Source organism: Bacteroides mediterraneensis, assembly GCF_025993685.1.
GTDB lineage: Bacteria > Bacteroidota > Bacteroidia > Bacteroidales > Bacteroidaceae > Phocaeicola > Phocaeicola mediterraneensis_A.
Genome location: NZ_DAJPEN010000001.1, coordinates 2,860,507 through 2,885,816, shown reverse-complemented (window position 1 = coordinate 2,885,816; position 25,310 = coordinate 2,860,507). Strand labels below are relative to the sequence as shown.

The 25,310-nt window shown below is 45.8% G+C and carries 20 protein-coding genes; 15 read left to right on the top strand and 5 right to left on the bottom strand.

What is annotated here, in order from left to right; translation table 11 throughout:
- Positions 1–151: 151 nt before the first annotated feature.
- Positions 152–2,356 carry a sodium-translocating pyrophosphatase gene (locus OIM59_RS12435; RefSeq protein WP_303897020.1) on the bottom strand — a complete coding sequence of 735 codons (2,205 nt, stop codon included), beginning with the start codon at positions 2,354–2,356 and terminating at the stop codon, positions 152–154.
- A gap of 218 nt (positions 2,357–2,574) precedes the next feature.
- On the opposite strand from OIM59_RS12435, the gene OIM59_RS12430 reads away from it, so the two are divergent.
- The 9 genes from OIM59_RS12430 to OIM59_RS12390 all read left to right on the top strand — a co-directional run bounded on the left by OIM59_RS12430 (position 2,575) and on the right by OIM59_RS12390 (position 16,030).
- Positions 2,575–4,263 carry an AraC family transcriptional regulator gene (locus OIM59_RS12430; protein WP_303897018.1) on the top strand — a complete coding sequence of 563 codons (1,689 nt, stop codon included), beginning with the start codon at positions 2,575–2,577 and terminating at the stop codon, positions 4,261–4,263.
- Between the two features lie 293 nt (positions 4,264–4,556).
- A complete protein-coding gene (locus tag OIM59_RS12425) occupies positions 4,557–5,102 on the top strand; it encodes a DUF3575 domain-containing protein (RefSeq protein ID WP_299169794.1) in 546 nt (181 codons plus the stop codon).
- A gap of 12 nt (positions 5,103–5,114) precedes the next feature.
- Positions 5,115–6,755, top strand: a complete 1,641-nt coding sequence (locus OIM59_RS12420; protein ID WP_303897015.1) for a hypothetical protein — start codon at positions 5,115–5,117, stop codon at positions 6,753–6,755.
- Between the two features lie 39 nt (positions 6,756–6,794).
- A complete protein-coding gene (locus OIM59_RS12415) occupies positions 6,795–7,685 on the top strand; it encodes a hypothetical protein (protein ID WP_303897013.1) in 891 nt (296 codons plus the stop codon).
- 45 nt (positions 7,686–7,730) lie between these two features.
- Positions 7,731–9,092, top strand: a complete 1,362-nt coding sequence (locus OIM59_RS12410; protein WP_303897011.1) for a hypothetical protein — start codon at positions 7,731–7,733, stop codon at positions 9,090–9,092.
- 975 nt (positions 9,093–10,067) lie between these two features.
- A complete protein-coding gene (locus OIM59_RS12405) occupies positions 10,068–12,323 on the top strand; it encodes an aconitate hydratase (RefSeq protein WP_303897009.1) in 2,256 nt (751 codons plus the stop codon).
- A gap of 7 nt (positions 12,324–12,330) precedes the next feature.
- Positions 12,331–13,596, top strand: a complete 1,266-nt coding sequence (icd, locus tag OIM59_RS12400) for an NADP-dependent isocitrate dehydrogenase (RefSeq protein ID WP_072543233.1) — start codon at positions 12,331–12,333, stop codon at positions 13,594–13,596.
- A gap of 49 nt (positions 13,597–13,645) precedes the next feature.
- Positions 13,646–14,986, top strand: a complete 1,341-nt coding sequence (locus OIM59_RS12395; RefSeq protein WP_022353614.1) for a citrate/2-methylcitrate synthase — start codon at positions 13,646–13,648, stop codon at positions 14,984–14,986.
- Positions 14,987–15,112: 126 nt separating this feature from the next.
- The gene (locus OIM59_RS12390) at positions 15,113–16,030 is read left to right on the top strand and encodes a DMT family transporter (RefSeq protein ID WP_303897006.1); all 918 of its coding nucleotides are present in this window, start codon (positions 15,113–15,115) and stop codon (positions 16,028–16,030) included.
- 25 nt (positions 16,031–16,055) lie between these two features.
- Here OIM59_RS12390 and OIM59_RS12385 read toward each other — a convergent pair whose 3' ends face one another.
- Positions 16,056–17,906 carry a YgiQ family radical SAM protein gene (locus tag OIM59_RS12385; RefSeq protein WP_303897004.1) on the bottom strand — a complete coding sequence of 617 codons (1,851 nt, stop codon included), beginning with the start codon at positions 17,904–17,906 and terminating at the stop codon, positions 16,056–16,058.
- Between the two features lie 6 nt (positions 17,907–17,912).
- Positions 17,913–18,260, bottom strand: coding sequence for a hypothetical protein (locus OIM59_RS12380; RefSeq protein WP_299169806.1), 348 nt, complete (start codon positions 18,258–18,260; stop codon positions 17,913–17,915).
- A gap of 254 nt (positions 18,261–18,514) precedes the next feature.
- Between OIM59_RS12380 and OIM59_RS12375 the strand changes: the two genes are divergently transcribed.
- The 6 genes from OIM59_RS12375 (at position 18,515) to OIM59_RS12350 (ending at position 24,110) form a co-directional block, all read left to right on the top strand.
- Positions 18,515–19,195, top strand: coding sequence for a hemerythrin domain-containing protein (locus OIM59_RS12375; protein WP_299169830.1), 681 nt, complete (start codon positions 18,515–18,517; stop codon positions 19,193–19,195).
- On the top strand, positions 19,192–19,800 hold the full coding sequence (locus tag OIM59_RS12370; protein ID WP_299169808.1) for a response regulator transcription factor: 609 nt from the start codon (positions 19,192–19,194) through the stop codon (positions 19,798–19,800). Before OIM59_RS12375 ends, OIM59_RS12370 begins: the two co-directional genes overlap by 4 nt.
- A gap of 219 nt (positions 19,801–20,019) precedes the next feature.
- The gene (locus tag OIM59_RS12365; RefSeq protein ID WP_303895795.1) at positions 20,020–21,183 is read left to right on the top strand and encodes an IS4 family transposase; all 1,164 of its coding nucleotides are present in this window, start codon (positions 20,020–20,022) and stop codon (positions 21,181–21,183) included.
- Positions 21,184–21,411: 228 nt separating this feature from the next.
- Positions 21,412–22,152 carry a (Fe-S)-binding protein gene (locus OIM59_RS12360; protein ID WP_299169810.1) on the top strand — a complete coding sequence of 247 codons (741 nt, stop codon included), beginning with the start codon at positions 21,412–21,414 and terminating at the stop codon, positions 22,150–22,152.
- Positions 22,149–23,516 (top strand): lactate utilization protein B, encoded by a 1,368-nt coding sequence (locus OIM59_RS12355; RefSeq protein ID WP_299169812.1) that lies wholly within the window; start codon positions 22,149–22,151, stop codon positions 23,514–23,516. Before OIM59_RS12360 ends, OIM59_RS12355 begins: the two co-directional genes overlap by 4 nt.
- 6 nt (positions 23,517–23,522) lie before the next feature.
- A complete protein-coding gene (locus tag OIM59_RS12350) occupies positions 23,523–24,110 on the top strand; it encodes an LUD domain-containing protein (protein ID WP_299169814.1) in 588 nt (195 codons plus the stop codon).
- A gap of 83 nt (positions 24,111–24,193) precedes the next feature.
- Here the strand turns inward: OIM59_RS12350 and OIM59_RS12345 are convergent, their stop codons facing one another.
- Positions 24,194–24,418 carry a hypothetical protein gene (locus tag OIM59_RS12345; RefSeq protein ID WP_299169816.1) on the bottom strand — a complete coding sequence of 75 codons (225 nt, stop codon included), beginning with the start codon at positions 24,416–24,418 and terminating at the stop codon, positions 24,194–24,196.
- A 90-nt stretch (positions 24,419–24,508) separates the two neighbouring features.
- A complete protein-coding gene (pflA, locus tag OIM59_RS12340; RefSeq protein ID WP_299169818.1) occupies positions 24,509–25,237 on the bottom strand; it encodes a pyruvate formate-lyase-activating protein in 729 nt (242 codons plus the stop codon).
- Positions 25,238–25,310: the final 73 nt, after the last annotated feature.

Here is a 25,310-nt window from a genome sequence, read left to right as displayed (position 1 = left end):
CTGTAAAGAAATACTAAAGTAAAAAATCTCCTGCTTTCAGCCGGAAAGTTCGCATGAACTGAGGCTGAGCAGGAGATTTTTTGTATGGTTATTATTCTGTTTCCATTCCTCGCTTGGAGGTAGTATTTCTATATTGCTGCTGGGGGTCTGCTTAGAACAAGCTCCAGGAGACGGTCAGTCCGGCCATGACGATGGCCACCATGCTCATCAGTTTGATGAGGATGTTCAGGCTCGGACCGGAAGTGTCCTTGAACGGGTCGCCTACCGTATCGCCTACCACGGTGGCCCGGTGTACTTCGCTGCCTTTCCCGCCAAAGTTACCTTCTTCCACGTATTTCTTCGCATTGTCCCAGGCACCGCCGGAGTTAGCCATGAAGATGGCCAGGATAAAGCCCGATGACAATCCTCCTATCAGCAGTCCGATGACGCCCGGTACCCCGAACAGCAGTCCCGTCACAATGGGAGCGATGATGGCCAATAGGGAAGGGAACACCATTTCTTTCTGGGCACCCAGTGTGGAGATTTGTACGCAACGGGCATAATCCGGTTCCGCTTTGCCTTCCAGAATCCCTTTGATTTCACGGAACTGCCGGCGCACTTCTTCTACCATGTGGGCTGCTGCTCTGCCCACCGCATTCATGGTCAGTCCGCAGAACAGAAAGGCCATCATGCTGCCGATAAACATTCCGGACAGCACTTTCGGATTCATCAGTGTGACATCGTAGTACATCATGAAATCCGTGAATCCGGCTTCGTGAATGACTACTTCCAGTCCGTTGGAAAGTTCCAGTACTGTAGTACCGATACGTTCCAATCCGATACGAATTTCTTCGATGTAAGAAGCCAGCAGTGCCAGTCCGGTCAGGGCAGCCGAGCCGATGGCAAATCCTTTTCCAGTGGCTGCCGTGGTATTTCCCAAGGAATCCAGCGCATCGGTCCGTTTACGTACTTCTTCTCCCAGGCCACTCATCTCGGCATTGCCTCCGGCGTTGTCGGCTATCGGACCATACGCGTCTGTAGCCAACGTAATGCCTAAGGTGGACAACATGCCCACCGCTGCAATGCCGATGCCGTAGAGTCCCATACTGATGTTCGTGAAGTCAAATCCCGAGGCCAGCCAGTAGGACAGGATGATGCCGGCTACGACGGCAATGACCGGAATCGTGGTAGATACCATGCCCAGTCCGATACCCGAGATGATGACCGTAGCCGGTCCGGTTTTTCCGCTTTCCGCCAGTTTCCGGGTCGGCTTGTAGGATTGAGAGGTATAGAATTCCGTCGATTGCCCGATGATGACCCCTACCACCAGTCCGATGACAACGGCACAGGAGATGTAGAGCCAGTTTTCCAGCTGCAACAGCCAAAGAATCGCGAACGTAGCGATGACAATCAGTCCCGCGCTGAGGTTGGTGCCCGTTGACAAGGCCCGGAGCAGTTCCCTCATACCCGCGTCTTCTTTGGTACGTACGGCAAAAATACCGATGATGGACAAGAGGATACCGACTGCTGCAATCAACATCGGGGCAATGACTGCCTTGAACTGCATGACCGTATCGCCGGTCCCGATGTAGGCCGCCGCTCCCAAGGCCGCTGTGGCCAGAATGGAACCGCAATAAGATTCATAGAGGTCGGCTCCCATTCCGGCCACATCGCCCACATTGTCGCCCACGTTGTCGGCAATGGTCGCCGGGTTACGCGGGTCGTCTTCTGGGATACCCGCTTCCACTTTCCCCACCAGGTCGGCTCCCACGTCGGCTGCCTTCGTGTAAATGCCTCCTCCTACACGGGCAAAGAGGGCCTGTGTGGAGGCTCCCATACCGAAGGTTAGCATGGTGGTGGTAATGATGCACAGTTTGGCGGTCGGATTCAGGGCATCTTCCGGGATGCATTGCTCCAGCAACAGATACCAGAAAGAAATGTCGAACAATCCCAGTCCGACCACTACCAGGCCCATGACGGCTCCGCTGCGGAACGCCACTTTCAGGCCTTTGTTCAGGGAGTTCCGGGCCGCATTTGCTGTGCGTGCAGAAGCGTAGGTAGCCGTTTTCATACCCAGGTAGCCCGACAGGCCGGAAAAGAATCCTCCCGTCAGGAAGGCCACAGGCACCCAGTGGTTTTGCAGGTTGAACCCGTAGGCCATGACGGCAAACAGCACCGCCAGAGCGATAAACACGATAGTGACGATTTTATATTGCTGTTTCAGGTACGACATGGCTCCTTGCCGCACGTACGAGGCGATGCGTGTCATGGCAGGAGTTCCTTCGCTTTCCTGTTTCATCTGCCGGTAGAAATATCCGGCAAGTGCCAATGCCAGCATCGATGCGGCCGGTATCAGCCAGAAGAGGGATGTTTCCATAATATCGTTGAATAAAAGTTTTCTCAAACTTACAAAAAATCTTTGGAATAACCACATAAAATTCAATGGATTCCGAGAGTAAGGACTATAGGTTTGCTTTCGAGGGAAAATACGATAGATTTGATGTATTTTAGGAAGTAAAACATCTTAGAAATTGTATTGATTTTTGACGAATTATTGTATTTTTGCATTCATTGAATTATGTATTATATATTACTATGAGGAAAGGGTCATTGTATTTTTGTTTTTCACTGTTGTTATTGAGTTGTTTATTCTTTTCTTGTACGCAAAAGAAAAGGGAAAATGAAAAGGGGGAAAAAGAAATACAAGTTCGTTTTGATAGTATTTATCATTTCATTGTTAATAGTAGGCTAATGTCGCATGAGAAGATGGATACTTGTTTGGCTTTGTGCGATGAGTTGACTTCTGTCTCTCCTTTTTTGCTTGCACCCCGGCAGTTAAGATTGTGGAATAACAGTTTTTCTCTTTCAGCCTCCTATTATTTGGATAATAATGAGCCTAAGAAAGCACTTGAATTGCTTCAGCGTGGTATAGCTGTTGCAGATTCATTGGGTGATAAAGCTTGTTTGAATCGTGCGACTAATCTGCTGGCGCTGATTTATTCCAATTGGAATTTAGACAAGGAAGCCAATTCTTTGTTTGATAAAATGCTTGTTGTTTCAGATAAAAGTGATGCGTTGACAATGGGAAATATCTATTTGGCCAAAGCATTGCATCTGGCGTATACTATGAAATACGATTCTGCTGCCTATTATGTTTCTTTAATAGACCGTTTACATATTAAGAAGGAAGATATGTTGCCGGGTTCATACAAATCGGTTGACTACTCTATCCGTTTTCTGAAAGGATGGTATCTGACAGAAACTCCAGATTCTTTGCGTCGTGCGATAGAATTACTCCAAGGCTTGTATGATGAATATTCTTCTTATAAAGAACAGGCTGTATCTTTTGAAAGTGTCTGTTTCCGGTTGGGTAGAGCCTATGATTTAGCTGGAGATAGGGAAAGAGCCATACGTTATTACAATGAGGCTAAACATATAATAATGGAATCCAAGCCTGCCCCACATTTATATGAGGTAGCATCACCGCTTATGGACATTTTCCTGAAATATGATGACATGAAGAGTGCTGTGGAGTTCTTGCCGGCATGGAAAACCATATCAGAACGATATTCTGATAATCAGTTGAGGGGAATGTTGGCGTATTATTCTATAAAACTGGATGTAGTGGCAAAGGAAAAGGAACTTATCAAAACAGAGGATATGCTTTTTAGAAAACGCATACAGGTGATAGGGCTTAGCTTACTGGTTATATTGCTGATGGTACTTGTGGTGTGGGGTATCATTTATTGGAGAGATAAAAAACGTCAGTTGCATGTATTGTTCGAAACCTTGATGCGGCGTTATATCGAATGGCGTGAAATCAACTTGTATTTAGCGAATCATTATTCTATGGTACAGACTCGTCTTCTGGTTACTTCTGAAACTGATGAAAAAGAGTCTCTCTTTCCGGAAAATGGAGAAAAAGGATTGGATAACAATGACTTTTATTATAAATTATATCATCGTGTGTTGCTGGTGATGAAAAATGAGCAACCGTTTTTAAACCCAGACCTGACACTCTCATCATTAGCTCAAATGCTCATGACGAACCGTACGTATTTATCTGTCGCCATTAATCGGGTGACAGGAGTGAATTTTAGTGTATGGTTGGCAGAATATCGAGTAAATTATGCTATTGATTTAATGAACAAGTCAGAGGCGGATAATATGGATTTGCTTGTTTATGAAAAGGCAGGTTTTAGTTCACGTTCTACTTTCTATCGGCAATTTAAGCAAATAACAGGTCTTTCGCCTAAGCAGTATCTAAAGCGTAGGACACGCTGATTTTTGAAGTTTTTCTTTTTATGGTCTGCTCTATGGCAGACTTTTTTATGTCCTGTCTTTTATATGTGTGTAGGTCTGATTCTGCCACAGCGGTGTGTGGAATCTGCCACAGATAGAGTAGATGAGTATACTTTTTAGTGGGGTTTTGCTGTACCGATTGATTAATTGGAATTGATATAATGCCATATTGTACAGAAAAAGTCCCGATAAGTACATACTTTCTTCCTGCTATGGTATGTATGAAAACAGAGTGTTAGTTTTGTGCAAGACTAAGAATGTAAAAACTTCTCGATATGTATAGAAAATTGTTATATCGTGTATTGCTTTTATGCTTGCTGACTATGTCATCTCTTTCTTTGGTGGGACAAAATGTAGCATTTAAAACCAATATTTTTTATTGGGGGATTATTACGCCTAATGCAGGTATGGAGTTTTCTCTAAGTAAGAAAGTAACTTTTGAACTTTTTGCAGCATACAATCCGTGGACTTTTAAGGACAATAAGAAAATGCGTTTCTGGCTGGTGCAGCCCGAAGTGAAATACTGGCTCTGCGAGAAGTTTGAAGGACATTTTCTCGGCCTGCATTTGCATGGTGCCCAGTTCTTCGGCGGCTTTAAAGATACCCGTTACGATGGTTATTTGTCCGGCGGTGGAATTTCTTATGGCTATGACTGGATACTTTCACCTTATTGGAATTTGGAAGTCTCTTTTGGAGTGGGATATGCGCGCCTCTGGTATGATAAAAGCCCTCGTATTTATTGTGAGAAATGTAGAATACCTGAACGGAAGAACTATTTTGGACCGACAAAAGCGGCAGTTTCACTGATTTATACCTTTTAAAAAGACATGAAAATGAAGATAACTGTTATTCTGTGTTATGCAATGTTTTTAGGTGCTTGCTTGTCATTCCTGGGAGGTTGTGCATCAGGTAAGTCTTCTGCCTCTCGTGTTGAAGTGACTCCTTTTTCTTGTGTGCTGGCGCCTGATACAAACGGCAGTGTATGTGTGGATGTGGTATTTCGGGTTCCTTCGCAGTATTTATCTCGGCGCAGCCGTTTGATTATCGTGCCACAACTGCTGCTCGATGGAAAGTTGAGCGAAGAACTCACTCCACTTGTGGTGGATGCACCTATATATGCAAAAAAGATGTACCGTAGAAAGGTTGTACAAAACTATCAGGACCCGTATGATGCTTATACAGGCAAGGCGGAAGGAGTTTCCGGCGGGTTGGAACTGCCTTATCGGGAGACCTTGACTATACCTTTGGGTGTGCATACAGGATGTGTGCAGGCCATTGTGACCGAGGATGGTTGCGGAGGCTGTACAGGATTGGATACGGTTGAAGTGGCTTCCGTCCGAAACTTAGCTTCTCTTATCCAGGATACGTTTGAACTGGTTCGGATGGAACCCACGTTTCATGAAGGAAAGGTAGAGGTACTGTTGCAGTTTCTTATCAATCGTCATGAAATCCGTTCAGACTTGGGAAACAACCGCAGTCAGTTGAAGAAACTTGCTGGTAGCCTACGTCCGATACTTGCGGATACGCTGACTCGTGTGGGGGATTTTCGTATTTATGGAATGGCTTCTGCCGATGGTTCCCGTGCATTTAATACTACACTGGCTCGCAAACGTGCTGAGTCACTTCGAGAATGGTTGCTAAAGGAACTGGATATTCATCCGGAATTATATACCCGTATGGTTGTAGATTCACGTCCGGAGGGTTGGTTGCCAGTCTATCAGGCTATGGTGGACGATGGTCATCCAGACTCTTTATCCGTGGGGCAGATTCTGAGGCGTTATCCTGGGAGTGATGACGACGTGCAGGAGCAGTATATTCGTCGTTTATCTTGCTGGAAAGATATATGCAGCAGATACCTTCAGAAAGACCGCAAGATAGAATGCGCTTATACCTATACTTCGTATGAGTCGGTGCTGGCTACGGATGGAATGCGGATTCCTTTTCCGATAAAGCAGATGGAAGCTAATAATCAAGCCATTCTTTGTTTGCGTAGAGGACAGTTTGAAAAAGCAGTGGATTTATTGAAAGATTTTGTCCATTATACTCCGGCTACGATGAACACTTTGGCTGTAGGCCATTTCCGTAAGGGAGATGTAAAGTCCGCCGAGAAGCTTCTGCGGAAGGTGAAGTTGCCGGAAGCATTCCGTAACTTGGGGGTATTGATGGCTCTGCAAGGGAAGTGGTACGAGGCTTATCGCTTCCTTAAAGGAAGCGGTAGTCTTAATGAAGCCGTGGTGGCATTGATTCTGTCATATAATGAGGAGGCTGAGGCTATTATGGCTGAGCTTTCGGATCAGAGTCCTTTGGCTGAATATGTGCGTGCGCTGGTGACTTCCAGGTTAGGAGATGATGTGGCTTTTGAAGTACATTTGAAGAATGCTTGTCAATTGGATGAACTTCGTTTGAGGGCAGCGGGAGAACCGGATTTTGAAAAATATCGGGAAGATAAAATTTTTCGGGAAATCGTCAAATAAAAATGAGTCAGAAGAGTGATGAGAAAAATAAAATGCTATATGGTTGGTTGGATTGTAATCGTGATGTGCATGGGGTTGACCTCGTGTATCCGCGACGAGATTCTTCCCTGTCCTCCCTTGAAGGTTATGATTGCGATTGAGGACAAGAATTATGAGAACATAGATTTTGTGGAACGTGAAACCGGATTGGATCATCGCATTGATGAGGATATGCCTTTTCGAAACTATATCCAGAAATTGTTTTATGTGCTGTATAATCTTGATACAGGAGAAATCGTTACCATTCGTCATTTGCATGATGTAGAGGGGGATGCTGAAATGGCTACGGCCTATTTGCCGGAAGATTTGCCATTCGGGCGTTACGGACTAGTCGTGTGGGGAAACATTTTGCGAGAAGAGGGCATTCTGTCTGGTGGTACCGATTATGACCTTCATCAGGGACACATGGAGGGATATGACGTATATATGACTGCCGATGAATTGTTGTACGATGAATACCATTATGATTATGTGGTCAGCTTGAAGCGGATTAAAGGGAAGTTGTTGATTCAGGCGGTGGATTTTCCCTCGGAAATAGGATGGTCCAAGAAAACGGTCACTGGAGTGGCGGGGAATGTGGATTACCATCTGAACTACACTGAACTTGAGACGGTGGTCACTTACACCGAATGGACTAGCCGTACATCGGAGTTTGTGAGTAGCACATTCTTGTCGCCTTCCGCCACTTCTACAGGAACTACGGTAGATGTCGATTTGTACGACAGTCCGGAAATGGAGATACCTACCATACAGCTTCAAACGGTTCAGACCGAGATGAACCGGAATGAAATCACCGTGTTGCGTTACGTCTATAATCGTGATACGGGTAGTGTGGGCGTTTATATTCTGATGGATGACGGATGGGATGCGGTGCATAATTTGGAAAAATAAAGATAGCGTTTTAGAAATACATGTTTAATTTAATTCTGATGTGATATGAAAAAGAAGTTGTTTTTATGGGTGGTTTTAGGCGGCATGATGGCCTTTACTGCCTGCACTCAGGAAAAAGTGCTGTATGTGGAAGAGGAAAATGGATTGAATCTTCAACCGGGAGAAGGAATTATTGAAATTTCACTGGCAGGTGCTATGTCTCGTGCAGCACGGCCTATTGACCATTTTAATCCAAGCAGCCCAAATGGGAATAACGTGAATCGAATAGGTTTCAGGGTATATCACTTGGCTGACGGAAATGGTGCATATCAGATTGATGATGCTGTGAAAATTGTTGGAGTAGATGGAGCTAAGGTTGATGAACAGTCTTTAAATAGTTATGTAATAGAGAAATCAAATCTTACTAATTCATCTACGATTAAGATTAAAATAAAAATTGATGAAAATTCAGTGCATAGTCCTTATAGCATTGTAGCTTATGGTTATAATTGTACTTCAGGAGAAGATTTTCCATATACGTTAACCAATCAGACTAAAACAGTAAAAGTAGATGAAGAAGAAACCGAAGTAGATATTGTGGGATTACAATGTGATATGACGAATGAGTCATTTCCAGAAGAAATCTTCGCGGGTAAAATAGAAGCTAAAGTAAATGAGTACGGGCTGTTCGTTACTGAAAACACCCTTACTTTGAAACGTCAAGTAGCTGGTATGCTAGTCTATCTGGAAGGGGTTCCCTCACATGTGGATAACCAAAAAGTAGCAAAAGTGACAATTTCTACAATTATGGATGTCACTGTATTGAAATTTCCGTCGGATGAAACTGACAATGGTATTGCACCAAATGGCTTTGGGAAAACGGATTTGTTGACATTCCAATTTAAAGACAATACCGATGTTTCCAATTATTCCAATGTTTCCAATGGTGGTGATTATATTTTTTCGAGAAAAGTCACTATTGATGGGCAGGAAGAAAATAAGCGCTATCTGCTTCCGACCGAAATGGATGAGGATGTGAAACAATATTTGGATGAAAATATAGAGTGTAAATCTAATACATTATTCGGTAGTTGCTTCCTGCTTCCTTCACCAGGCAATAATACTTCTTATGACTTTGGCGGTAGCAATGGTGATTGGAATGCGTTGAATATTGTATATTGGAATGAAGGTGGAAATATTATAAAAGCTGTACCCTTGCAAGACAGTAATTCGGGTAATACCGGATATTCAATAAAACGTAATCATTTTTATTCTATAGGCACTAAAAAGACCGCAGATATACCTGGGGATGATGACACAGAGAACCCGCAAGATGATTCTTTGGATATTGGTGAAAAAACAGGCTATGATTATTATTACGTGAAGATTAATGATGCATGGGATGGTAATTTTAGTTTGACAAATTAATGTTTTTCTTTATAAATGAAACTGTTGTCATTGTACAGAAGACTGTTGATTTGGCTTAATCATACATGATTTTTGGGAAAATAAAAGATTCCCCGGGCTTGTTTCGATACAGGCTCGGGGTTTTTTATAGGTAGATGTTGCTTTGGAATCTAAGGATTAAGTGAGTCTTGGACTGATCGAATGGCTTTTGGGAAAATTTTCGAAACCTGATGATATTCTGTATGGGAAAAGCGAACAAGGTGTTGTGCTTCTGTCTGAGAAACACTTTCTTCGCCGCACTACAGATAAGCAATCTTCATTATAGAGTGAATGAAATCCGCTATAGGAGTTGTTTCCAGTCTGGCAGTAATAGACCTTTTCCTATAAGAATTTGCGGGGCAACGTGAAGGAATAGTTTACACAGTATGGAGATGAGGTAGCAGCCCCTAAAATGCATTTGTTTTGAAGAGCAGATTCGTTTGGCGTTCCGTCGTTTGAATTATTAACATTGATTATAAATGCTTTTTCGAAGGTTAATTAGTTAGATAATTATTACCTGACTTTTACGTGGAGATAAGAACTCCTTTGTCATTTGTAATATTTGGCAAGGGAGTTTTTTACGTTTCCGCAGGCGGAGACATACGTTTCCCTTGGCGGAACCGTATGTTTCTGGTTGGGAAAACGTATGTTTCCCGCACGGGAAACATAAATCAGAGAAGTCGATATTTTGATTAAGATGCTTGCATTTGTCAGATTCTCATCGTATATTGCTGGAAATTCCAGTTCTGTGAGAGAGAATAGTAAAAATATGTAAGTATTTTTCGGTTTGCGGATGGGGCTGCCAAAAAACGGCTGGAATTTCTTCTTTAAAGATGTAGATTGTCAAGAAGATGCAACAATAAATAGCAGTTTGTTGTTTTTTTATCACTTTTAAAGACAAATTTGTGGTTTATTTTCGATATATTTGCGCACTAAGTTATAAAAAGGATTGCTCAGATGATTTATGACATGGAAATGCAGAAGACGTTCTATGCGTCGTATGCGGAAAAAGTAGGAAAAGCCCGGAAAAAACTGGGACGTGCCATGACCTTGGCCGAGAAAATATTGTATGCCCATTTGTACGACGAGCACATGATGGCTCCGTTTCGTCGGGGAGAAGAGTATGTCAATTTCCGTCCCGACCGGGTAGCCATGCAGGATGCTACGGCACAGATGGCATTGCTGCAGTTTATGAATGCCGGGAAATCTGTATCGGCAGTGCCTGCCACTGTACATTGCGACCATTTGATTCAAGCATATAAAGGAGTGGAAGAAGATTTGCCTTCCGCTTGTACCACGAATAAAGAAGTCTATGACTTTTTGAAAAGTGTGGCTTCGAAATACGGCATCGGCTTCTGGAAGCCGGGAGCAGGAATCATCCATCAGGTGGTGCTTGAAAACTATGCATTCCCGGGCGGAATGATGGTGGGTACCGATTCTCATACGCCGAATGCAGGTGGCTTGGGAATGATTGCCATCGGCGTAGGCGGTGCCGACGCGGTAGACGTGATGACCGGCATGGAATGGGAACTGAAGATGCCGAAACTGATTGGCGTGAAGCTGACCGGTAAACTGAACGGTTGGGCTTCGCCGAAGGATGTGATTCTGAAGCTGGCAGGCATTCTGACCGTAAAAGGTGGCACCAATGCCATCATCGAATATTTTGGAGAAGGTACGCATTCGTTGTCGGCTACTGGGAAGGCTACCATCTGTAACATGGGAGCGGAAGTGGGAGCCACGACTTCGGTTTTCCCGTACGATGAGGAAATGAAACGCTACTTGTGTGCGACCGGTCGTGAGGAGATTGCTTTACTGGCTGAGGCCAATGCAGCCGACTTGCAGGCGGATGCGGAAGTGGCACAGTGTCCGGAGAAATATTACGACCGGTTGATTGAAATCGACCTTTCGGCTTTGGAACCCTATGTGAACGGTCCGTTCACCCCCGATGCGGCTTGTCCGATTTCGGAATTTGCGGCCCGTGTGAAGAAGGAAGGTTTCCCGCAGAAGATGGAAGTAGGACTGATTGGCTCCTGCACCAACTCCTCTTATCAGGATTTGAGCCGTGCGGCTTCGGTAGCCCGTCAGGTAAAGGCCAAGGGACTGAAGATGCAGGCTTCGCTGATTATCAATCCGGGTTCGGAGCAGGTGTATTGCACGGCACAGCGCGACGGCATGATTGAAGACCTGAAGAGTATCGGTGGCGTGGTGATGACCAATGCCTGTGGTCCTTGTATCGGCCAGTGGAAGCGTGTGACCGACGACCCGTTGCGGGCCAATTCCATCGTGACTTCATTCAACCGTAACTTTGCCAAACGTGCCGACGGGAATCCGAATACGCATGCGTTCATCGCTTCACCGGAAATTGCAGTCGCTTTTGCCATTGCCGGTGACTTGTGCTTCAATCCGCTGACAGATACCCTGAAGAATGAAAAGGGCGAGGCGGTGAAACTGGATCCTCCCACAGGAGATACTTTACCTTTGAAAGGCTTTACGGTGGATGACAACGGGTATGTGGCTCCTTCGGCTGACGGAGGAAAAGTGGAAGTCACCATTCAGCCGGATTCACAGCGCTTGCAGAAACTGGAACCGTTTGCTTCATGGAACGGTGAAGACTTCCTGGAATTGCCGCTGCTGATTAAAACGCAGGGAAAATGTACGACCGACCATATTTCGATGGCCGGACCGTGGTTGCGTTTCCGTGGGCATTTGGAAAATATTTCCGATAACATGCTGATGGGCGCAGTTAATGCGTTCAACGGCAAGACGAACTGCGTATGGAACCAGCTGACGGGCGAGTATGAGGCGGTTTCTGCCGTGGCCAAGCAGTACAAGGCCAAGGGCATGGGCTCTATCGTTGTGGCGGAAGAAAACTATGGAGAAGGCTCCAGCCGGGAACATGCTGCCATGGAACCGCGTTTCCTGAACGTGCGGGTGATTCTGGCCAAGAGTTTTGCCCGTATTCATGAAACCAACCTGAAGAAACAGGGTATGCTGGCACTGACTTTTGCCGACAAGAACGATTACGACAAGGTGCGTGAACACGACCGGATTTCCATCCTGGGATTGCAGCATTTTGCACCGGGACATCCGCTATATGCTGTATTGACGCACGATGACGGCACGACGGAGACTTTCGAGGTGCTTCACACCTATAATGAAATGCAAATTAACTGGTTCAAAGCAGGTTCTGCCTTGAACACCTTTAAAAAATAAGAGAGATATGAGTAACAGCAAGATGTATATGGAAGACGGGAAACTGATGGTTCCCGACAATGTAGTGGTTCCTTTTATCGAAGGAGATGGAGTAGGCGCTGAAATTACGCCGGTATGTCAGAAAATTGTCAATGCGGCGGTAGAACTGGCCTACGTGGGCAAGCGAAGCATTGAATGGAAAGAAGTGCTGGCAGGGGGTAAGGCGTTTGAAAAGACAGGTGAATGGTTGCCGCAAGCTACGTTGGATGCATTCAAGGAATACCTGGTGGGTATCAAGGGGCCGCTCACTACTCCGGTAGGCGGAGGTATCCGTTCGTTGAATGTGGCACTGCGCCAGACGCTCGACTTGTATGTCTGTCTGCGTCCGGTACGCTGGTTCAAAGGAGTGGTTTCTCCGGTGAAAGAGCCTCATAAGGTGAACATGTATATTTTCCGTGAAAATACAGAGGATATTTATGCCGGTATCGAGTGGGAACAGGGCACTCCGGAAGCGCAGAAGTTCTATAAATTCCTGCACGACGAGATGGGCGTCACCAAGGTACGTTTCCCGGAAACTTCTTCATTCGGTGTGAAACCGGTATCGAAGGAAGGAACACAGCGGTTGGTACGTGCGGCTATCCAGTTTGCACTGGACAACGGACTGCCTTCAGTGACACTGGTACATAAAGGAAACATCATGAAGTTTACCGAGGGAGGCTTCAAACGCTGGGGATACGAAGTGGCTGAAACGGAATTCAAGGACCGTACTTTCACCATGAACGAGTATGACCGTCTGAAGAAAGACCTGGGCGAGGAATCTGCCAAGGCTGCCGTAGCCAAGGCCATCAATGAAGGCAAACTGGTGGTGAAGGATTGCATTGCCGATGCGTTCCTGCAGAATACGCTGTTGCTGCCGGAAGAATATTCCGTGATTGCGACATTGAACCTGAACGGAGACTATATATCCGACCAGCTGGCTGCCATGGTGGGTGGTATCGGTATCGCACCGGGTGCCAATATCAATTACCAGACCGGACATGCTATTTTTGAGGCTACTCACGGCACGGCGCCGAACATTGCCGGACAGGATGTGGTCAATCCTTGCTCCCTGTTGTTGTCGTCGGTGATGATGCTGGAATACATGGGCTGGAAAGAAGCTGCCCAGCTGATTGTGAATGCATTGGAAAAAGCATTCTCCAACGGAGAAGCCACGGCCGACCTGGCCCGTTTCATGCCGAAAGGAAACGCACTGGGAACAAAGGATTTTGGACAGCGAATCGTCGAACTGCTGTAAGAGCAGACGGTTCTTTTGTCGGAGTGATTAATGGATAAAAGAGTAGTTTATGAAAAAGGAATATATCGTTTACAAGCTTTCCGAATGTGCCAAGCAGGCATGCCGTATAGACAATGAACTGTTTACCAAATACAATGTGAAGCGTGGCCTTCGTAATGAAGACGGTACGGGAGTACTGGTGGGACTGACGAAGATTGGTAATGTGGTAGGGTATGAACGTACCGACCAGGGACTGAAACCGATTCCGGGCAAGTTGTTTTATCGTGGATACGACTTGGACGACATCGCCCATGCGCTGTTGCGTGAGAAACGTTTCGGCTTTGAGGAAGTGGCTTATCTGTTGCTTTCGGGAGAACTCCCGGACAGTGAGCAGCTGGCTTCGTTCAAGGAGCTGATTAACGACAACATGCCGCTCGACAAGAAGACCACGATGAACATCATCGACCTGGAGGGACAGAACATCATGAACATCCTGGCCCGCAGTGTGCTGGAGATGTATACGTTCGACCCGAATCCGGATGACATCTCACGCGACAACCTGATGCGTCAGTCCATTGAGCTGATTTCCAAGTTCCCGACCATCATTGCGTATGCTTATAACATTTATCGTCACAGCATACACGGACGTTCCTTGCATATCCGTCACCCGCACGAGAACCTGTCGCTGGCCGAGAACTTCCTTTATATGATTAAAAAGGACTATACGCCGCTGGAAGCCCGTATGCTCGACTTGCTGTTGGTGTTGCAGGCTGAACACGGAGGTGGTAACAACTCTACGTTTACAGTACGCGTCACCAGCTCTACCCGTACGGATACCTATTCCAGCATCGCCGCCGGTATCGGTTCTTTGAAAGGTCCGTTACATGGAGGAGCCAATATTCAGGTGATCAAGATGTTCCATCACTTGAAGGAGGTGATTTCCGATTGGACGAACGTGGATGAGATTGATACGTATCTGACCCGTATGTTGAATAAGGAGGCATACGACGGCAGCGGACTGATTTACGGTATCGGTCATGCGGTGTACACCATTTCCGACCCGCGTGCGGTCTTGCTGAAGGAACTGGCCGGCGAGCTGGTGGCAGAAAAGGGATGCGAAAAGGAATTTGCTTTCCTGGAACTGTTGGAACAGCGTGCCATAGAATGTTTCAAGAAGGTGAAAGGCACCAAGAAGCAGGTATGTTCGAACGTGGACTTCTATTCGGGATTTATCTACGAAATGATGGGATTGCCGCATGAAATCTATACCCCGCTGTTTGCCATGGCCCGTATCGTAGGATGGACGGCACACCGCATTGAGGAGCTGAACTTCGAAGGTCGCCGCATCATCCGTCCGGCCTACAAGAACGTGCTGGAGGAAGTGGACTACAAGCCGATAAAAGACCGCTGATTATTGCGATGAAAATAGCCGAAAGAGGCTGCAGAAACCCGAAGAAGGTTTCTGTGGCCTCTTTTGTGTTAGGTATATTGGCCTGAATTGTGTACCTTTGCGGAGTTTATTCTTACATTTCGCAGTATGAACAGTTTGAAAGGATTTTTCTATGGACTTGCCACTTCGGTGACATTCGGTTTGATACCCTTGTTTACCCTTCCGCTGATGCGGAAAGGGATGATGTTTGATTCCATTCTTTTCTATCGGTTCCTTTTTGCCACCTTTGCTTTGGGGGTGATGATGAAGGTGAAAAAGGAATCGTTTCATATAGAGCTGCGGGATATTCCGCTGTTTCTTTTGCTGGGATTGTTTTACACCGGTTCGGCCATGTTCTTGTTCTGGGGATATGGTTTTATGGGGGCGGGAGTGGCCACTACCCTGCATTTCACCTATCCGGTGTTCGTCACCCTGCTGATGTGGGTGCTGTTTCGTGAGAAGGCGTCTTGGGTGACATGGGTTGCCATTCTGCTGGCCGTGTACGGCGTGTCTGAACTTTCATTGAAAGGGGATGAATTGTCGTTTGATGTGTCGGGGGTGATTATCGTTCTCCTTTCGGCTGTATGCTACGCCAGTTATATTGTGGCAGTCAACAAATCCCGCCTGCGCGATATGAACGGGCGGAAACTGGCTTTTTATGTGTTTATTGTCAGCACGGTGATGTTTGCCCTGAAGGCGCTGACCAATCAAGGAATACAACCGGTGCCAGACGCCGTGTCGGTAGGGAATCTGGTGCTGTTGGCTGTAGTGCCGACCGTCATCTCCAATATCACGCTGGTGTTGGCCGTACAGCATATCGGGGGTACGCTTACCTCTGTGCTGGGAGCCATGGAGCCGGTGACGGCTGTCTGTATCGGTGCTTTGATTTTCGGTGAATCGTTTACGGCACAGGAGGCTTGGGGAATTTTTCTGATTCTGGTGGCCGTCACGTTGATTGTGCTGACCAAGACCATTCAGAAAACGTTGTCGACGGTGGTCCGTAAGATTCGTCCGCGTCATGCCTGACACGGACGAACCCTACGTGGATTCCTTATTTTCCGTATAGCTTGTTAATCAGGTCGTTCCGGCCGATTTTCCGCAGTTCATTGATGATGGCCTTACGCTCTTCAGGCTTGTACCAGAAGAAGAACATGCGCTGGGCCAGTTTTTCGCGCGGCGTCTTGGCCGAGAAGACGGGTTCCAGGGTGTAAGGATGCAGTCCGGTGTACCATGCTTCCGTGGAGACCGTCATGGGGGTCGGGGTGAAATCCTGCACCTGCTCCAGATGGAAATCCAACCGCTTGGTAATGACGGCCAGTTCGGCCATATCCTCTTCCGTACATCCGGGATGGCTACTGATGAAGTAGGGAATAATCTGCTGCCGCAGTCCGGCTTCCTTATTGATTTTGTCGAAGATACGCTTGAACTCATAGAACTGCTCAAAAGGCGGTTTGCGCATCAGGTAGAGCACCTTGTCACTGGTATGTTCCGGTGCCACCTTCAGTCGTCCGCTCACGTGGCGTGTAATCAGTTCGTGCGTATACTCCCTGGTACTTTGGTTGGTTTTCGCGTCCTTGCTTTGGTGCAGAAGCAGGTCGTAACGTACCCCGCTTCCAATAAAGCTTTTCTTGATGCCCGGCAAGCTGTCTACCGCATGATAGATTTCCAGCAGCGGATGATGGTCGGTATTCAAGTTCGGGCAGATTTTGGGGTGGATGCACGACGGGCGTTTACAACGCTGACAGAGGGACGTATCTTTTCCTCCCATCTGGTACATGTTGGCAGAAGGACCTCCCAAATCACTCAGATAGCCTTTGAAGTCGGGCATTTCGGTGATGGTCTTTACTTCTTTAAGGATACTTTCCTTGCTTCGGCTGACAATGAACTTTCCCTGATGGGCCGAAATGGTACAGAAAGCGCATCCGCCAAAACAGCCCCGGTGGATGTTGACAGAGAATTTAATCATCTCGTATGCCGGAATCCGTTTGTTCTTGTATTTGGGATGCGGCAGACGGGTATAAGGCAGGTCGAACGACATGTCCAGCTCTCCTTGTGTCATCGGAGGATAGGGAGGGTTGGTGACCACCGTCTGCTTGCCTACCTGTTGCAGTATGCGGGCTGCGGCATAACGGTTGGATTCTTCCTCGATGTGGCGGAAATTCTGTGCCTGTTTTTTCTTGTCTTTCAGACATTCCTCATGGGAATACAGGGTAAGGTCACCCTGTCCGTTGGGATTCTCCGGCAGATGGGCAGCTTCTTTCTGCGAAATCAGGTAAGCCGTTTGCGGAATGTCGTGTGGCAGGTCGCCGGCATGCGTTTCTCCTTCCACTTTCAGCAGTCGTTCACTCAGTTCCGTAATAGGTTTTTCGCCCATGCCGTAAATCAGCAAGTCCGCTCCCGATTCCACCAGGATGGAAGGACGTAGCTTTTCTTCCCAGTAGTCGTAGTGGGTCAGCCGTCGGAGGGAAGCTTCAATGCCTCCCAAAACCACCGGCACATCGGGATACAGCTTCTTCAGAATCTGTGTATAGACAATACTCGGATACTCCGGACGCATGTCGTGGCGTCCGTCCGGAGTATACGCATCTTCACTTCTCAGTCGTTTGTTGGCCGTGTATTTGTTGACCATGCTGTCCATGCATCCGGCAGAAACGCCGAAGAACAGGCGGGGTCTTCCCAGTTTCTTAAAGTCGCGCAAGTCGTCGCGCCAGTTGGGTTGGGGAATGATGGCCACTTTCAGGCCTTTGGCTTCGAGCATTCGTCCGATGACGGCAGCTCCGAAAGAAGGATGGTCCACGTAGGCATCCCCGCTGAAAATAATGACATCCAGTTCATTCCATCCCCTCAGTTCGGCTTCTTTTTTGGTTGTGGGCAGCCAATCGGTCAGCTTGTATTCTTTCAAGGCAGTTTATGAATTGTGGGTTTCTTCTGTAGATTCGTCTTCGTTGTCTTCTTTCTCTTCTTTTTCTCTTTCCCATTTGATATAGAGCAGGATGAGCTGGTGCAGTCCGAAGGCTTTCATGTTGTTGTGGTAAATGACGTCGATGCACAAGTCGAGCAAATCCTTGCTGTTTTCTTCCATGGAAGCAATCAGTGAACGGGTGTTCAGTTTCAGCTTGTCGAGCACGGTTTCGTCTACGATGCCGTTGCTGTCAATGAGTTGTTGGAAGAGTGAATATTTTTCGATGGTTTCCAGATGTTTTTCAGAAACGTCGATGCTTCGTGTACCGGAAGCGTTGGCCTGTATGGTATACATAATGCGATAATTTTAAAGTTTATGTAACAAAGGTAATTTTTTTCTACGTATTGGCGGCGGTTTTTTCGGCTTTTATTTAGAGATTTTTGTGTATTTCCCCATCGGAAAATGGAGGATTGCGGTGTATCTTTGTCTGAAAGGTCAAAAAGTGCAGGAATATACCTAAAAATAGTGATTGTGGTTTTTGACTGGATTTCTTTATTTTGCCACGTAAAATGATGAATACGATATTTATGTGTAACAATACGACCCGGATGTATAAACCCACGGACAAAATGAGTGACCTGATATGCGAGAACTATGCGCTCTTGCAAGTGTTGAGCCGCTTTGGCGTTTCGCTGGGATTTGGTGACAAGTCGGTGCAGGAAGTCTGCGCGATGAACAATGTGGACTGCAATACGTTTTTAATTGTAGTGAACTTTCTCGGTGAGGAGAGCAACCATATTCATGACCATTTGAACGGGCTTTCCATTCCGGCCTTGATGGAGTATCTGAAGCGGGCACATTCCTATTTTCTGGATTTTCAGCTGCCTACCATCCGCCGGAAACTGATTGAAGCCATCGATTGTTCTTCGGAAAATGAAGTGGCTTTTCTCATTGTCAAATTTTTTGATGCGTATGTGCATGAAGTACGGAAGCACATGGAATATGAAAATGAAAAGGTCTTTACGTATGTGGAGCATTTGCTGAAGGGAGAGCGCTTGCCGGACTATAGTATCGGGGTGTTTGCCCGCCGTCACGACCAGATAAACTCCAAACTGACAGAACTGAAGAACATCATTATCAAATATTATCCGTCGGGCGGTGACAATCAGCTGTTGAATGCCACGCTGTTCGATATTTTTAGTTGTGAGGAAGATTTGGCTTCACACAACCGGGTGGAAGATTATATTTTTGTGCCCGCCATTATGGAGCTTGAAAAGGAGATAAAATGAAACCGCAAGAAACAATATACATTGCTGTGGCTGAAAAGTCGATGATTGTCCGTAGCGGACTGGTGTCTGTGTTGAGACGTCTGCCTGATTTGTCGGTGCAGGTCATTGAAATTTCTTCGGAAGAGGGGTTGCGGCATTGCATGGAGGCGCACAGGCCTCAAGTATTGGTGATAAATCCTCAGTTTGGGGGATGGTTTGATGTGGCTGCTTTCAAGCAGGAATATGCCGAGCAGTCGATGAAGTTTGTATCATTGATTTATACGATGGTGGATGTCAGCCAGTTGAAAGGTTATGATGATTCTGTAGGGTTGTTTGATGATGTGGATTCATTGTCGCACAAGATTTCTCAGCTGATGAACATGGCGGAAGAAGAGGACAGTGATCAGGATTCATTGAGTCAGCGGGAAAAGGAAATTGTGGGCTGTGTGGTTCGAGGAATGACCAACAAGGAGATTGCTGAGAAATTGTATATCTCTGTACATACGGTTATTACGCATCGCAGGAACATCACGAGGAAGCTGCAAATCCACTCGGCAGCCGGATTGACCATTTATGCCATTGTAAACAAACTGGTGGAACTTGGTGAAGTGAAAATGAACTTATAAGTGAATTTTGCTATTTGGACAGATTCTAAAATACCCAATTTTAGGTATTGTCCGGAAAAGCGGATTCCCGTATCTTTGCAGTGTTAGTCATATAGAAATTACATTAGTGTCCACTAAAAAAACATAGAAGTTCTTTGAAATTATTGAAATTCAATTTGTTATAGGCAATTTTAGATTCCCGAGACTTGAATTTAACTTTGTGGTCAAAATCAGACCGTTATGTTTAAAGACGAGTACGTTTTCTCTCAATTAGTTAAATTTCTTGATTACGAGAAATTCAAATACATTGTGAAGAAATACAATGGCAACAAGTATATCAAAAGCTATACCTGTTGGAATCAGTTGCTTACGATGATGTTCGGTCAGCTATCCAATCGAGAGAGCCTCCGAGATCTGGTTGTGGCTATGGAAGCACACGCTGGGAAACTCTACCATCTCGGAATCGGGAAATCTGTAACACGAAGCAATCTCAGTAAGGCTAATGAGCAACGTGATTACCGTATTTTCGAGGAGTATGCAACATTCATGATTGCCGAGGCCCGCAAGCGTAGAATCAATAAAATATTCGAACTTGACGGTCATGTTTACGCATTTGACTCTACAACGGTTGATTTGTGCCTGTCGGTGTTTGAATGGGCTAAATTTCGCAAACATAAAGGTGGAATAAAGTTGCATACGCTCTATGATGTTGAAGCGGAAGTACCTGCATTTGTGCATATTACACCTGCCAACATTCACGATTCAAAGGTTATGTCTGAGATACCATACGAATCTGGAGCGCACTACATATTCGACCGCGGATATAACGATTTCAGCAATCTTAATACGATAAATCGTATAGGTGCTTTCTTCGTTGTACGAGCCAAAACAAACGTACGGATCAAGCCTAAAACCTGGAAACGAAGATTGCCGGAAGGTGTAGTTTCGGATGTAATCGGATGCTTTACGGTTTATAAAAGTTCTAAGGATTACCCCGAGGAACTTAGAAAACTCATCGTTGAGAATCCTGAAGACGGTACACGATACATCTTCCTGACGAACAATCTTGACGCATCTGCGGAGTTAATATCATCGCTTTATCGAAACAGATGGAGTGTTGAGCTGTTCTTCAAATGGATAAAACAACACCTCAGGATTAAGAAGTTTTGGGGAACATCGGAAAACGCAGTACGCATACAAATCTATTGTGCGATAATTACTTACTGTTTGGTAGCAATAGTCCAACACGATATGAAATTAGAACGCAGCGTCTATGAAGTTCTCCAAATTCTCGGAATCTCTCTGACCGACAAAACACATCTCAGTGACTTGTTCGACAAATCGAATTTCAAAAATGTCAAAGACCGATATGATTCAAGTGAACCGAATTTATTTAATTTTTAACCTTGTCCATTTTTAGTGGACAGTAGTGTAGAAATTACGTAAACCACAAAAGTAAAAGAAGTTAGTTATTAGTTGGGTGCGCCCTGCGAAGTGATTCGCGGGGCGCACGCATTTGTAACAGTTTGTTGTTCGTTTTTAAAACCTGTTCAAAATGCAAAGGAAAATTTTTATATCCGAAGAAAACCTTTTACTTTTGCTCGAAAGAAGACTAATAACTGATTTAGATATATGAAAGTAGGATTGTTTATTCCCTGTTATATCAATGCCGTTTATCCACAGGTGGGAGTAGCTTCTTTTAAGTTACTGAAAAGTCTGGGGGTAGATGTCGATTATCCGTTGGATCAGACTTGCTGCGGACAACCGATGGCGAATGCGGGGTTTGAGGAAGAGTCTGTGGAGTTGGCCCGTCGTTTTGACCGTCTTTTTGAACAATATGATTACATTGTAGGCCCTTCGGCCAGTTGCGTGGTGTTTGTGCGTGACCATTATGGTAACCTGTTGGCGAAAGAGTCGCACCGTTGTGCCAGTGAAGAAAAAATTTATGATATTTGTGAGTTCATTCATGATGTGGTGAAGCCTACCTCCTTGCAGGCTTCCTTTCCTCATAAGGTGAGTATTCAGAACAGTTGTCATGGGGTCCGCCTGATGCATCTTTCTTCTCCCAGTGAGTTGAATATACCTTATTATAATAAGCTTCGCGATTTGTTGTCGTTGGTGAAAGATATTGAGGTCGTGGAACCGGAACGTCCGGATGAATGTTGCGGTTTTGGCGGTATGTTTGCTGTGGAGGAACATGCCGTCTCCGGTCAGATGGGGCGTGACAAGGTGCAGCGTCACATCGATACGGGAGCCGAATACATTGTAGGGGCAGACAGTTCTTGCCTGATGCATCAGAACGGGATTATTTCCCGGGAAAAATTACCCATCAAGACCATTCATATTGTAGAAGTTTTAGCAGCAGGATTATGAGTACGAAACATTCAAAAGCTGCCGAGAAGTTTCAGGAAAACAAGGAACTGGCAGCCTGGCACGACCAGACATTGTGGATGATGCGTGCCAAACGTGATAAAATCAGCCGGGAAGTACCGGAATGGGAGCATTTGCGTGATATGGCTTCTGCCATTAAAATGTATAGCAACAGTCATCTTGACTTGCTTTTGCAGGAGTTCGAGAAGAATGCCCAGGCAAATGGAGCACATGTATATTGGGCAAAGGATGCGGATGAGTATTGTGCCATTATCTATAATATCTTGCACGGACATAATGTGCATCGCTTCATCAAGAGCAAGTCCATGCTGGCTGAGGAGTGTGGATTGAATGAATTCTTGATTCAAAAAGGAATTGACGTGGTGGAAAGTGACTTGGGTGAACGGATTCTCCAGCTCATGCACAAGAAGCCGAGTCACATTGTGGTGCCGGCCATCCACATCAAGAAGGAAGAAATCGGTGAACTGTTTGTAAAGGAGATGGGCACGGAACCCGGAAACAATGATCAGACTTATCTGACACATGCAGCTCGTAAGAATTTGCGTCATAAGTTCCTGGAGGCAGAGGCAGCCATGACCGGTGCCAACTTTGCCGTAGCTTCTACGGGTGAGTTTGTGGTATGTACCAATGAGGGAAACGCCGACATGGGAACTTCACAGCCCAAGTTGCAGATTGCCGCTTTCGGACTGGAGAAAATTGTTCCCGACCGAGAAGCATTGGGGGTATTTACCCGACTGCTGGCACGTTCCGGTACGGGACAGCCGATTACTACTTATACTTCTCATTACCGCAAGCCGCGTAAGGGAGGAGAATTGCATATCATTATTGTGGACAACGGACGCAGTAACATTCTGGCCGATCAGGAGCATGTGAAGACATTGAACTGTCTGCGTTGTGGGGCGTGCATGAACACGTGTCCGGTATATCGTCGTTCGGGAGGATATTCGTATACGTATTTTATTCCGGGGCCTATCGGCATCAATCTGGGTATGCTGAAAGCTCCTTTGCATTATTATGACAACGTATCGGCGTGCTCTTTGTGCTATTCTTGTCAGAATGTGTGTCCGGCAAAAGTGGACTTGGCCGACCAGATTTACCGTTGGCGGCAGAAGTTGGACGATTTGGGAGTGGCCAGTTCGTCTAAACGGACCATGTCGGGAGGTATGAAAGTACTGATGGAACATCCGGCCTTGTTCAATTTTGCATTGGCACGGGCGTCGTGGGTGAACTCATTCCCGCATGCACTTATATATAACGGTTTGAATGATTGGGGTAAAGAACATGATATGCCTCAGTTTGCCAAAGAAAGCTTTAATGAGATGTGGAAAAAGGGTAAAGTAAAATAAGGAGTCATGAGTAGTAGAGAAGATATATTGCAGAACATCCGTCGGAATACGCGGGTGCGTTATGAGAAACCCGATTTGTCTGCCTTGGAACAGGAAGCGATAACGTATGCCAATCCGGTGGCACAGTTCACTAAAGTGGTAGCGGAAGTCGGTGGACGTGTCGTGGAGGTAAAGGACGGTGAAGATATAAATGATTTGATTCGCAAATTGTATCCGGACGCCAAACGTATTGCCTCCAATTTGGAAGAGATTACGTGTGCTACTTTCCATCCGGACGAGGTGGCTGCATCGGCAGACTTGGATGGAACCGATCTGGCCGTGGTACGTGGACGCATCGGTGTTTGTGAAAATGGAGCCGTCTGGGTGGAGCAGGATGTGGAACAGCGTGCGGTGTATTTCATTTCTGAGGCGTTGATTCTTTTGCTCGACCGGAAGAATCTGGTCAATAATATGCATGAGGCTTATCAGAATACAGATACAGGCGAATATGGTTATGGCGTATTTATTTCGGGACCTTCAAAGACTGCCGATATTGAGCAGGCGTTGGTTTTAGGAGCCCATGGAGCCCGTGAACTGACTGTGCTGCTAGTGTGAGGCGGTTAAGTTGATAAAAGAAAAAGTTCCAATGTCTTCGCAAAGACGCTGGAACTTTTTTTTACCTTCGATTCAAAGAAGGGTTACTTTTGCTGCATAGTTTGAATGGCTGGTTTTGCAGCTTTTGTCATATTGTGGTTGTGGCTCCACTCCAAGAATTGTGTACCTGTCCACCACAATATATTCATGACGATTACCGCCAATAAGATGGTAAAAGCTGTAATCTTGGCTTCCAGTTGCTTACTGGAGATTCTTTTTGCTTTCTCTTTTTCCATCTCGGTACTATTCACTAACCATATTCTTTTCATATTAGCGTCTAAATTTCTTTTTCTGACTAATAAATGGAATGTGGCTGGGAATACTGCACGAAATGACAAAATATTTTTGAAAAAAAGAGATTAATTTACATACACGGTCTTGAAGTACTTGTCAAACAGTTGTTTGGCTTCGTCTAATTGTGTTTGGGTATTCAGTTTTACGTCTTTCAGTTTATAGTCCATCTTCATGGCTTCGTACTTGTGTACGCCCAAGGTATGGTAGGGGAGTATCTCTACCCGTTCTATCATGCGATAGTCCTTAAAATGTTCTCCCAATGCTTCGATGTCTTCTTTGAAGTAACTGTAACCTTGAACCAGCACATAGCGTAGCCAGAAAGGCTTTTGGTTTTCTTCGAGCCAGGCGGCTGTTTTCAAGGTCTGTGCATTACTTCTGGAGGTGAGGACCTTGTGGCGTGTATCATTGAATTCTTTGACATCCAGCAGCACAAGGTCGGCCAGTGAAAGAAGCTCTTTTACATCTTCATTCCAGATTCCTCCATTGGTATCTATGCAGATATGGATACCCTCTTCTTTCAGCATGCGGAACAAAGGTATCAGGGCTTTAGCTTGGAAGGTGGGTTCTCCACCGCTGAAAGTGATACCTCCTTTTTTCCCGAAGAAAGGTTTCTGGCTTACGGCCATTTTGAGAATTTCTTCTGGAGCTGTTTCCTTACTTTCTCCTTTGGCATCAATGGTGTCCGGATTGGCACAATACAGGCACCGGAAGTTACAGCCTTGCAGGAATACGACCAGGCGTATCCCTGGTCCGTCGTATGTACCTAGTGATTCGTATGAATGTACTCTAATCATGGGGTGAATAAAAATAATAGACACAAGCTACCCCTTGATCATGCCGGGGTAACCTGTGTCTAAAGTAAATATA